Genomic DNA, 9,078 nt, shown 5'->3' with positions numbered 1-9,078 from the left:
AGCCGGAGGCCCGATGGGCGCTCCGGCTTTTTCGTGTCGCTGTCTCAACGGTGGTGCCCCAGGCCGGACTTGAACCAGCACACCCTTGCGGATAACAGATTTTGAGTCTGTCGCGTCTACCAATTTCACCACTGGGGCACGGCCGTGACGCCGATGCGTAGCGGGCGGATATTACCCAAGGCTGCTCCTGAATCAACGGCCAGCCGTCACGGCATTAATGGCCGAAAACATGCCCGCGAGGACACATCATTGTCATGCCTGCGGCCGGGTGGCGCATGGACAAGCCTCGCCGCCTCCGGCATACAGCTTGCAGTCTTCCCGTCTTCGGAGATCTGCCTCGGTGTTCCGTGCCCTTTACGACTGGACCATGCGTCAGGCCGCACGGCCAAATGCCGACCGCGCTCTGGGCATCGTGTCATTCCTGGAAAGCTCGATCTTCCCGATCCCGCCGGATGTGATGCTGATCCCGATGTGCCTGGCCGACCGCAGCCGGGCCTGGTACTACGCCGCCATCTGCACCGCGGCCTCGGTGATCGGCGGGTTGTTCGGCTACGCCATCGGCTATTTCCTGCTCGAGACGCTGGGCCGCTGGGTGATCGACCTCTACGGCTATGCCGAAAAATGGCAGGCCTTCGAGGATGCCTATGACGAATGGGGCGTCTGGATCATCCTGATCAAGGGCCTGACACCGATCCCCTACAAGATCGTGACCATCGCCAGCGGCGCGGCGCATTTCAGTCTCGCCGTCTTCATGATTGCTTCGATCGTTACCCGCGGTGTGCGTTTCTTCCTGGTCGCCACCCTGCTGCGTGTCTACGGTGAACCGATCCGCGATTTCATCGAGAAGCGACTCAATATCCTCGGCATCGCCTTCGTTGTCGCGCTGATTGGCGGCTTTGTCGTCGTGCGCTATATTTTCTGAACCATGATCGACAGCCTGCTCGCCCCCACCCGTTCCGGCCTGCTCGTCGCCCTGGCGGCGGCCGGCACCCTGGCGCTGGTACTGATCGCGCAATACGGCTTCGGACTGCCGCCCTGCGAGATGTGCCATTGGCAGCGCTGGCCGCATATCGCAGCACTGGTGTTCGGCCTGGGAGCGCTGGTGCTGCCGCGCTGGCGTGTGCAGCTGCTGGGTCTGGCGGCGTTGAGCTTTGCGATCACCGGCGGCATCGGCGTTTTCCATGCCGGTGTCGAATGGAAATGGTGGCAGGGGCTGACCAGTTGCAGCAGCACGACCACCGCCTCCTCGCTGGACGCCCTGCGCGCGCAGCTGATGGCAGCACCCGTGGTACGCTGCGACGAGGCCGCGATCCGCGTGCTTGGCCTGTCGATGGCAGGCTGGAATGCGCTCTGGTCCGCCGCGCTGGCGATCTTCGCCCTGCTGGCGGCGAAACGCGCCGGGGAGCAGGCGTGATGCAGAAACGGCGCCTCGCCGGCGATCTCGATCCACGCGCCCTGCTGGAGCGTATCCTGCGCGTCGACCATGCCGGGGAATATGGCGCCAAGCGCATCTATGAAGGCCAGCTGGCGGTGCTGAAGGCCGCGCCATCTACGCCGACCATCCGCCATATGCTGGAGCAGGAGAAGGAGCATCTCGGCGCCTTCGACCGCCTGCTGCCGCAGCGCCGCGTGCGCCCGACTTTGCTGACGCCGTTGTGGCATGTCGGCGGCTTTGCACTCGGCGCCGCCACGGCTTTGCTGGGCGAGAAAGCCGCCATGGCCTGCACCGAAGCAGTCGAGGAAGTGATCGACGCGCATTACGCCAGACAGGTGACCGCGCTGGGCGAAGCCGAGCCCGAACTGCGCGCCACCATTGAGCAGTTCCGCGCCGAGGAAATCGAGCATCGCGATACGGCGCGTGCCGGGGGCGCGGCCGAAGCGCCGGGCTACGGCCTGCTGTCGCGCGGCGTGAAGGCGATCACGCGCGGCGCCATCTGGCTTTCGGAACGCGTCTAGCCTTACGGCTCCAGTTCGCTGTCCCAGTACAGGAAGTCGCGCCAGCTCTCGTGCAAAAAATTGGGCGGGAAAGCCCGCCCGTTGCGCTGCAACTCCTGCACGGTCGGCATATGTGGGCGGATGCGCGGATGCATGTCGCAATCGTGCGGCATACGGCCGCCCTTGGTGAGATTGCAGGGCGCGCAGGCTGCCACCACGTTGTCCCAGCGCGTAAGGCCGCCGCGCGAGCGCGGGGTGACATGATCGAAGGTCAGTTCATGCCGGCTGCCGCAATACTGGCAGGAGAAGCGGTCGCGCAGGAACAGGTTGAACCGGGTGAAGGCCGGGCGCCGCGCCGGCGCGATATAGCGCTTGAGCGCCACCACGCTGGGCAGCCGCATGCGCATGCTGGGCGAATGAATTTCCTGGTCGTATTCGGAGAGAATCGTAACGCGATCCATACAGACCGCCTTGACCACTTCCTGCCACGGCCAGACCGAAAGCGGGAAATAGGACAGCGGCTGGTAATCCGCATTCAAAACCAACGCCGGGCAACTCTCAGGGTTCATTGCTCCCCCAGATCCGAAACGCCGCATTCCCTTACCATATGCGGGGTTACCGCATCGTGACAACTACCTTATTTTGTAAGCTGACCGGGTTATCCACACCGGCCGCCCTCATCATTTAGCGCGCGCAAAGCATTCGGCGAGGAAGGCCCCGCCGAGCGACAGCCCCTGCCCGTCGATGCCGTGGCCCAGGCCGCGGCTGACATGGAATCGCGCGGTGCAGTCCGCCTGGTTCAGCATGTTCAGCGCCGCATGCATCGCCTCGATCGGCACGACCTCATCGGCGTCGCCATGGATCAGCAGGATCGGCGGCCGGCTGCGAATCTGCTGCTTCAGTTCCTCGCCACCCAGCAAAGCGCCGGAATAGCCGAGGATGCCCGCGGGGCCCGGATCACGCCGCAGGCCCACATGCAGCGCCATCATGGTGCCCTGGCTGAAACCGACCAGTGCGAGATCGACGGGTGCAAGCTTGTGCCGTTCGAGTTCCGCAGTGATGAACTGTTCCAGTGCGGGTGCCGCCTGTTCGGCCGCCTTCTGCATCGTGGCATAGACCGCCGCCGTCTGGTGCGGGTCGCGGCGCAGCAGGTTGGGATCGTAGGCATCCAGCGCGAACCACTGCCGCCCGCCCATCATGCCGGGCGGAAAACCGGGAATACGCCCGGGCGCATGCGGCGCCACGAAAGCCGCATCGGGCAGCAGGTTGCGCCACTGCGCGCCGAGTTCGATCAGGTCGTTGCCGTCGGCGCCGTAACCATGGATCAGCACGACGAGTTTACGCGCGACACCACTGGCTGCTTCCAGGCGCGGACCATCTATCGCAGTCGTCATGCGGCAGCCTCCTTTTCGCCAATCTTCGTCTCGGCTGCGATATCGGTGGTCACCCGCTTCGCCGTCACTGCGTAATACCGCCACAGCAGGCGCGCAGCGACGCCGCGATGCGGCCGCCATTTCTCGGCCATCCTGTCCATCTTCTTCACATCGGGCCGGCTCTTCAGGCCGAATAAACGCTTCGCGNNAAGATTTCCGCCGTCCAGCGCCCGATGCCCTTCACCTCGGTCAGCATGGCGATGGCGGCATGGTCTTCCAGTTTCGGCAAAAGCTCGAAATCGATGGCGCCGCTTTTCGCCGCCTGCGCCATGTTGCGCACATAGCGCACCTTCGGGCCGCTCAGGCCGCAGGCGCGCAGACGCGCCTCGGTCAGTTTCAGCACGCGCCCAGGACTGAATACGCCGTTGGCACGGCCCTGCACGGCAGCTTCCAGCCGGCCCCAGACGGTGGCTGCAGCGGCCACGGAAATCTGCTGCTCGATCACAATGCGGCACAGACTGGCGAAATCGGCCGGACGGCGGCGATCGGCGATGAAGCCGACAGCGGCAAAGGCCGCGGCGAATTTCGGTTCGCGCTCGCAGAGCTGGGCCAGCGCGACTTTCGTGCGCTTGCGGGTATCGGGCTTTGCGGCGGGTGGAAGGTTTGCCATATGCTTCGCTCAGGGAATCACTTCATGCAGTCTGACATCGTTACGCGCTGCGCGCCAAGCCCGACTGGCTACCTGCATCTCGGCCATGCCTATGCCGCCGGGATCGGCTGGCTGCGCGCCCGGCAGGCAGCAGGTCGTTTCCTGCTGCGTATCGAGGATATCGACACCACCCGCTGCCGGCCGGACTTCACCCGGGCCATCTTCGACGACCTGCACTGGCTGGGCTTAAGCTGGGAAGAGCCGGTGCGGCTGCAGTCGGAGCACTTTGCCGAATATGCGGTCGCACTCGACAGCCTGCAGCGGCGCGGCCTGCTGTATCCCTGCTTCTGCACCCGCAAGCAGATCCAGGCCGAAATCGCTGCTGCCGGCCACGCGCCGCATGGTTTCGAGGGCGCAGTCTATCCCGGCAACTGCCGGCATCTGTCAGCAGACAAACGCGCGCAACGCATCGCCGCTGGCGAGGCCTACGCCCTGCGGCTGGATATGGCGGCAGCCTGTCAGCATGTGGGGCCCAGCAACAGCAAAACCTGGCCTTTGCACTGGCAGGATGAAGACGCCGGCCAGCAGGCCGCGACGCCGGAGCTGCTGGTGCAGGGTTTCGGCGACGTGGTGCTGGCGCGCAAGGAAATCCCGGCGAGTTATCATCTTTGCGTGACGCATGACGACGCGCTGCAGGGCATCACGCTGGTCACGCGCGGCAGCGACCTGTTCGCCGCCACGCATCTGCATCGCTTGCTGCAAGCCTTGTTCGGCTGGCCGGTGCCAGCCTACGCGCATCATCCGCTGTTGGTAGACGACACCGGCGAGCGACTGGCCAAGCGCAAAAATGCGCCGGCTTTGCGCGACCTGCGCGCCGCCGGCGTCACGCCTGCCGCAGTGTGGCAGCAGGCCGGACTGGATCCTGCCGCTTTCCCAAAATGAGTCAGTGTGGCGCGCTGAGCCGCTGACGGGTTTCCGGATCGAGCCAGTCATACATCGGCTTCAGCCAGGGCTCGTCGGGATGCGATTCGATCAGACCATCGATGGCCGCAACTAGCCGGTCGGCGCCAGGTGCGCGATTGCAGGTGACGCCGCCGCGATTAAAAGCCGGGATTTCGGCAAGGCCCAGAGTGGATAAAGCCGGAATGGCCTGCTCCTCCCGTGCCAGCCAGATCGCTTCGAACGGATAGAGCAGGATCCAGTCGACTCGCTTCGCTGCCAGCATCGATACCATGGTGCTGGTTTTCGACAGGCGGATCAGCGGCGCGGCGATCGTGGGATCGCGCAACAGGCCATCCAGTGCGGCACCGTAGGCACGGTTCTCATTGATGGCGCCATCGAGATTCGGCTGGTGCAGCAACTCACGGAATCCAACCATACCGCGGGCATCGCGCAACGGCCGGAATGCTTCCACATCGGCGCTACGCACCACCAGGCCAAGCGCCGGCATACGCATGACATCGCGGCTGATCAGAAACTGGGCTTCCCGCGCCGGCGTGCGCAGCAGATTGCTGGTGCAGATGATCGATTGCCGGCCTTCCATCATCTTGAGCACGCGCGGGAGCGGCAGCCGGCGCGTTTCATGGCTGTAGCCGGGCGGCAGCCGCGCCTGCAGCCAGGCCAGCACCGCATCGCCGAAACCCTTGCCGTCCGGCATGAAAACCGGTGGCCAGTCCGTTTTGAGCCAGAGGATATTGTCTTGCGCCGGCGGCTGCGCCTGCACGGCAGGCGCAGACAGTGCCGTCACGCCAGCAAGGAAGCAGCAAAGCCATGTCCGGGACCATCGCAGCGGGCTGCGATGGATGCCCGGTCGTTTCCGCTCAGCGGCCAAGCGGCATCGAATAGGTCAGGAAGACCGTTTCAGTGCCGGGATTGCTGTCATAGATGCTGGCGTTCGAGATATGGCTGATGCCAACGCCGAGCCGCGAGCGGTTGTCGAAGCGATAGCTGAGTTCGAGCTGCGACTTGAACTCGATCGAACCGCCGAGATCCTTGCCATCGCCCTCGCGATACAGGCCCGGCGCAAACGACGGCGTCAGCACCCAGCGGCGGCCGAAGTAGATGTCGACCAGCACGCCAGCATAACCCATCACGGCGGAATCGTTGGTGGCCAGCACGCCAACCATCGGCTTGAAGATCCAGAACTTGTTCTTGAAGCGATATTCGAGGCGGCCCTCGAAAGCATCGTGATCGTCAAAGAGATCGTGATAGCCGGCCGCGACGGTCAGGAAGGACGGATCGTCCTTATCGTCGGCCCGCGCGGCCGGAGCCACGGCAAACAGCATGCAGGCGACAACGGCCGCTGCACAGCCGGACAGCAAACGGAAACGCATGATAATCCCCCAATGATCAGGCCGGCTGGGCCGGTCCCGCTCCTCACCCACAACTTCGAGGGGATATTGCCAAAGAGATCTTGATGCGCCAAGGGGTTATCTGCCGAGTCGCTGCCTTGCCCGGGTCTGACGCTTCATTCTGGCCACATTTCTGCGGCATGAGACCGGCCCATGCGCAGCCTCCGCCGCCTCCTGCCGATCCTCTGCCTGCCTGTGCTGGCCCTGCCAGTGCTGTACGGAGCTGCCGCACTGGCGCTGGGGCTGCTGCCCGCCCCGCACCGCCAACCCATGCTGGGCCAGCCGACCGTGCCGGTCTACCTGATGTCGAACGGCTGGCATGTCTGGGTCGCCCTGCCGGCCCGCGCGGACAAGGAGGGGACCGACTGGGGCGCCTGGCTGGCCGAGAGCAGCCTCGGCGAGCGGCTGACCGAGGGCGACTATGTCGCTTTCGGCTGGGGCGACCGGGATTTTTACCTGAATACCCGCCGGCCGGTGGATTTCCGCCCCGGTCTGGCACTCGCCGCCCTGCTGGGCCGGGGACCGGCCGCCATGCATGTGATGCGGGTGCCGGAAGCGGCTTTGACAGGTTCCGAGCCAAAACCCCGGCGGCTGGAGGTCGATACCCTGCAGTATCGCGCGCTGACGGCGTATATCTGGGCCGGCTTCGCCCGCGGCGGCGACGGCCGGCCACAGCCCCTGCCGGAGCCGGGATTCGGCCTGGATGACGCATTTTTCGAGGCAACCGGGCGTTACAGCCCGTTTCGCACCTGCAACGAGTGGATCGGGGCCGGTCTGCGCGCCGCCGGGCTGAAAACCGGCTGGTGGACCCCCTTCCCTTACGGGCTGATGCAGGGGGGCTGAAACGGAGGCCGTGATATCGCCGTGCTCGTCTTGCGACTCACCCACAAAGGGGCTAAACCCAGCCCCGAAAAAGGACGGTTATGGGCTGTTTATGCCGCCCTGCTGCCGTCCGTCACGCCATCCCATCGGAGACTGAAAAAATGACGGTTCGGGTTGCGATTAACGGTTTTGGCCGCATCGGCCGCAATGTGCTGCGCGCCATCATCGAGAGCGGCCGCACGGATATCGAAGTGGTCGGCATCAACGACCTGGGCCCGGTGGAAACCAATGCCCACCTGTTCCGCTATGACAGCGTGCATGGCCGCTTCAACGGCACCGTCACCACCAAGGGCGACAGCATCGACGTGGGCCGCGGCCCGATCAAGGTGACCGCCGAGCGCGATCCGGCCAAGCTGCCCTGGAAGGAGCTGAAGGTCGACATCGCGATGGAATGCACCGGCATCTTCACCGACAAGGAGAAGGCCGCGCTGCACCTGACCGCCGGCGCCCGCAAAGTGCTGGTTTCCGCACCTGCCAACAACGCCGACCTCACCGTCGTCTATGGCGTGAACCACGACCAGCTCAAGGCCGAGCATACCGTCGTGTCGAACGCGTCCTGCACCACCAACTGCCTGGCCCCTGTCGCCTTCGTGCTCGATGCCGCCATCGGTATCGAGAAGGGCTACATGACCACGATCCATGCCTATACCGGCGACCAGCCGACGCTGGACACCATGCACAAGGATCTCTATCGCGGCCGCGCCGCGGCGCTGTCGATGATCCCGACCACCACCGGCGCCGCCAAGGCCGTCGGCCTGGTGCTGCCGAACCTGAAGGGCAAGCTGGATGGTTCCTCCATCCGCGTGCCGACGCCGAACGTGTCGCTGATCGACTTCAAGTTCGTCGCCAAGAAGGCCACCACGGCTGAAGAGGTGAACGCGGCGATCACGCGCGCTGCGGCCAATCAGCTGAAGGGCATCCTCGACGTCAACGACCAGCCGCTGGTCTCCAGCGACTTCAACCACAATCCGGCCAGTTCGACCTTCGACCTGAAGCAGACCCAGGTGATGGACGGCAATCTGGTGCGCGTGGTGTCGTGGTACGACAACGAGTGGGGCTTCTCCAACCGCATGTCCGACACTGCGGTGGCGATGGCCAGGCTCTAAGCCGGGAGCAGTTCAGACATGGCCGGTTTCCGTACCCTCGATGACGTCAACGTCGCCGGCAAGACGGTGTTGACGCGTGTCGATCTGAACGTGCCGATGAAAGACGGCCGGATCACCGACGATCTGCGCATCAGCCGCATCCTGCCGACCCTGCACGAACTGTCGCGCAAGGGCGCCAAGGTTGTGGTCCTGTCGCATTTCGGTCGCCCGGACGGCAAGCCGGTGCCGGAAATGTCGCTCAAGCCGGTGGCGGCCGCGCTCGCCACCGCGCTGGGCTCACCGATCGCCTTTGCCGAAGACTGCATCGGTGACCAGGCGAAGGATGCCATCGACAAGCTGAAGGCCGGCGGCGTCGTGCTGCTGGAAAACACCCGCTTCCATGCGGCCGAAGAGAAGAACGACATGGCGCTGGCCAAACAGATGGCGGCGCTGGGCGACATTTACGTCAACGATGCCTTCTCCTGCGCCCATCGCGCCCATGTCTCGACCGAGGCGCTGGCGCATCTGCTGCCGGCCTATGCCGGCCGCAACATGGAAGTGGAGCTGAAGCACCTGCAGGCCGCGCTGGAAAAGCCGGAGAAACCTGTCGCGGCCGTGATCGGCGGCGCCAAGGTCTCCACCAAGCTGGAACTGCTCGGCAACCTGATCGACAAGGTCGACAAGATCATCATCGGCGGCGGCATGGCGAACACCTTCCTGTTCGCGCAGGGCCGCGAGGTCGGCAAGAGCCTGTGTGAAAAGAACCTCGCCGACACCGCCCGCGACATCCTGCGCGATGCCGT

The 9,078-nt window shown here is 64.8% G+C and carries 13 protein-coding genes and 1 tRNA gene; 7 read left to right on the top strand and 7 right to left on the bottom strand.

What is annotated here, in order from left to right:
• Positions 1 to 51: 51 nt before the first annotated feature.
• Positions 52 to 138, bottom strand: a tRNA-Leu gene (locus CTR53_RS14525).
• Positions 139 to 340: 202 nt separating this feature from the next.
• Here CTR53_RS14525 and CTR53_RS14520 point away from each other — a divergent pair.
• Genes CTR53_RS14520 through CTR53_RS14510 form a run of 3 tightly spaced genes read left to right on the top strand, consistent with a single transcriptional unit; the run spans position 341 to position 1,956 of the window.
• Positions 341 to 922: a YqaA family protein gene (locus CTR53_RS14520; protein ID WP_290814770.1), complete on the top strand. Its 582-nt coding sequence runs from the start codon at positions 341 to 343 to the stop codon at positions 920 to 922.
• Positions 923 to 925: 3 nt separating this feature from the next.
• Positions 926 to 1,414: a disulfide bond formation protein B gene (locus CTR53_RS14515; RefSeq protein ID WP_290814767.1), complete on the top strand. Its 489-nt coding sequence runs from the start codon at positions 926 to 928 to the stop codon at positions 1,412 to 1,414.
• Positions 1,414 to 1,956 (top strand): demethoxyubiquinone hydroxylase family protein, encoded by a 543-nt coding sequence (locus CTR53_RS14510; protein ID WP_290814764.1) that lies wholly within the window; start codon positions 1,414 to 1,416, stop codon positions 1,954 to 1,956. Before CTR53_RS14515 ends, CTR53_RS14510 begins: the two co-directional genes overlap by 1 nt.
• Positions 1,957 to 1,958: 2 nt before the next feature.
• Here CTR53_RS14510 and CTR53_RS14505 read toward each other — a convergent pair whose 3' ends face one another.
• From CTR53_RS14505 to CTR53_RS14490, 4 genes are all read right to left on the bottom strand, one after another.
• Entirely contained in the window at positions 1,959 to 2,504 is a 546-nt protein-coding gene (locus CTR53_RS14505; protein ID WP_290814761.1) for an HNH endonuclease, read from the bottom strand.
• Positions 2,505 to 2,615: 111 nt separating this feature from the next.
• Positions 2,616 to 3,329, bottom strand: coding sequence for a dienelactone hydrolase family protein (locus tag CTR53_RS14500; protein WP_290814758.1), 714 nt, complete (start codon positions 3,327 to 3,329; stop codon positions 2,616 to 2,618).
• Positions 3,326 to 3,460 (bottom strand): hypothetical protein, encoded by a 135-nt coding sequence (locus CTR53_RS14495; protein ID WP_290814755.1) that lies wholly within the window; start codon positions 3,458 to 3,460, stop codon positions 3,326 to 3,328. Before CTR53_RS14495 ends, CTR53_RS14500 begins: the two co-directional genes overlap by 4 nt.
• A 32-nt stretch (positions 3,461 to 3,492) precedes the next feature.
• The gene (locus CTR53_RS14490) at positions 3,493 to 3,978 is read right to left on the bottom strand and encodes a hypothetical protein (RefSeq protein WP_290814752.1); all 486 of its coding nucleotides are present in this window, start codon (positions 3,976 to 3,978) and stop codon (positions 3,493 to 3,495) included.
• A 24-nt stretch (positions 3,979 to 4,002) separates the two neighbouring features.
• Between CTR53_RS14490 and gluQRS the strand changes: the two genes are divergently transcribed.
• Positions 4,003 to 4,899, top strand: a complete 897-nt coding sequence (gene gluQRS, locus CTR53_RS14485; protein ID WP_290814749.1) for a tRNA glutamyl-Q(34) synthetase GluQRS — start codon at positions 4,003 to 4,005, stop codon at positions 4,897 to 4,899.
• Position 4,900: 1 nt separating this feature from the next.
• Here the strand turns inward: gluQRS and CTR53_RS14480 are convergent, their stop codons facing one another.
• Positions 4,901 to 5,704, bottom strand: a complete 804-nt coding sequence (locus CTR53_RS14480) for a hypothetical protein (protein ID WP_290814747.1) — start codon at positions 5,702 to 5,704, stop codon at positions 4,901 to 4,903.
• A gap of 73 nt (positions 5,705 to 5,777) precedes the next feature.
• Positions 5,778 to 6,290, bottom strand: a complete 513-nt coding sequence (locus CTR53_RS14475) for an acyloxyacyl hydrolase (protein WP_290814744.1) — start codon at positions 6,288 to 6,290, stop codon at positions 5,778 to 5,780.
• A gap of 171 nt (positions 6,291 to 6,461) precedes the next feature.
• Between CTR53_RS14475 and CTR53_RS14470 the strand changes: the two genes are divergently transcribed.
• The 3 genes from CTR53_RS14470 to pgk form a co-directional block, all read left to right on the top strand.
• The gene (locus CTR53_RS14470) at positions 6,462 to 7,151 is read left to right on the top strand and encodes a TIGR02117 family protein (protein ID WP_290814741.1); all 690 of its coding nucleotides are present in this window, start codon (positions 6,462 to 6,464) and stop codon (positions 7,149 to 7,151) included.
• 140 nt (positions 7,152 to 7,291) lie between these two features.
• Positions 7,292 to 8,296 (top strand): type I glyceraldehyde-3-phosphate dehydrogenase, encoded by a 1,005-nt coding sequence (gap, locus tag CTR53_RS14465; protein WP_290814738.1) that lies wholly within the window; start codon positions 7,292 to 7,294, stop codon positions 8,294 to 8,296.
• A gap of 18 nt (positions 8,297 to 8,314) precedes the next feature.
• Positions 8,315 to 9,078: phosphoglycerate kinase (pgk, locus tag CTR53_RS14460; protein WP_290814735.1), on the top strand; the 764-nt coding region annotated here is incomplete at its 3' end.

It is taken from the genome of Ferrovibrio sp. (assembly GCF_002796975.1).
In the GTDB taxonomy this organism is placed as follows: Bacteria; Pseudomonadota; Alphaproteobacteria; order Ferrovibrionales; family Ferrovibrionaceae; genus Ferrovibrio.
This window is presented reverse-complemented; position numbering and strand designations above follow the sequence as displayed.

Bases quoted from the DNA above. Each gene is read 5' to 3' on its own strand.
- CTR53_RS14515 (WP_290814767.1), top strand. From the start codon at position 926: ATGATCGACAGCCTGCTCGCCCCCACCCGTTCCGGCCTGCTCGTCGCC.
- CTR53_RS14510 (WP_290814764.1), top strand. From the start codon at position 1,414: ATGCAGAAACGGCGCCTCGCCGGCGATCTCGATCCACGCGCCCTGCTG.
- CTR53_RS14505 (WP_290814761.1), bottom strand. From the start codon at position 2,504: ATGAACCCTGAGAGTTGCCCGGCGTTGGTTTTGAATGCGGATTACCAG.
- CTR53_RS14500 (WP_290814758.1), bottom strand. From the start codon at position 3,329: ATGACGACTGCGATAGATGGTCCGCGCCTGGAAGCAGCCAGTGGTGTC.
- CTR53_RS14495 (WP_290814755.1), bottom strand. From the start codon at position 3,460: ATGGCCGAGAAATGGCGGCCGCATCGCGGCGTCGCTGCGCGCCTGCTG.
- gluQRS (WP_290814749.1), top strand. From the start codon at position 4,003: ATGCAGTCTGACATCGTTACGCGCTGCGCGCCAAGCCCGACTGGCTAC.
- CTR53_RS14475 (WP_290814744.1), bottom strand. From the start codon at position 6,290: ATGCGTTTCCGTTTGCTGTCCGGCTGTGCAGCGGCCGTTGTCGCCTGC.
- CTR53_RS14470 (WP_290814741.1), top strand. From the start codon at position 6,462: ATGCGCAGCCTCCGCCGCCTCCTGCCGATCCTCTGCCTGCCTGTGCTG.
- gap (WP_290814738.1), top strand. From the start codon at position 7,292: ATGACGGTTCGGGTTGCGATTAACGGTTTTGGCCGCATCGGCCGCAAT.